1 protein-coding gene is annotated in these 421 nt (G+C 45.8%); it reads left to right on the top strand.

Going from position 1 to position 421, the window contains the following annotated elements:
- The first annotated feature begins 72 nt into the window (after positions 1 to 72).
- Complete coding sequence (locus ACJ5GX_RS01730; RefSeq protein WP_495292634.1) at positions 73 to 228, top strand: hypothetical protein; 156 nt, start codon at positions 73 to 75, stop codon at positions 226 to 228.
- Positions 229 to 421 lie beyond the last annotated feature (193 nt).

The following is a 421-nucleotide window of genomic DNA, read 5'->3' as shown; positions in this document are numbered from 1 at the left end:
CGAGCGGTGCGGCGGCGGCGGGGGTCGCGGGCGCACGCTGGTCGGTTCGCTTGGCGGGCGAATTTGCTGACGATGTGCTTGTCGCCGATGCATATGATTGATCGATCTACTAGAGTTGTTACTACTTCAAATGACTCAAGTACAGTTGGTTATAGCACATACGGTACCAGGGGTACTCCAAAAGAACTGAATTATTTTGGTCACCAGCAATTTTTTTTGTTTTGTTAAGTCTAACTTGTAGTTCAAAGTTGATCGATCCCTATACTGAACTTTTAGCCGACACGTCAGTCCCATTCCTTAGCGCTGCGTTAGAGAAAACTAAAACAGTTTCCCAGGAAATAATTGGGTACACCATTTATGCAGTATTAAGGTGATTGCCATTTAAACATCATAGTGCTATGTCGCCTTACACTGGTCGGAG

This window comes from Wolbachia endosymbiont of Tuta absoluta, assembly GCF_059414725.1.
Note: the sequence above shows the minus strand (reverse complement) of the source record. Positions and strands in the feature narration are given on the sequence as shown.

What these genes read in the sequence shown, in the direction of transcription:
- ACJ5GX_RS01730 (WP_495292634.1), top strand. Translation starts at nt 73, where the DNA reads ATGTGCTTGTCGCCGATGCATATGATTGATCGATCTACTAGAGTTGTT.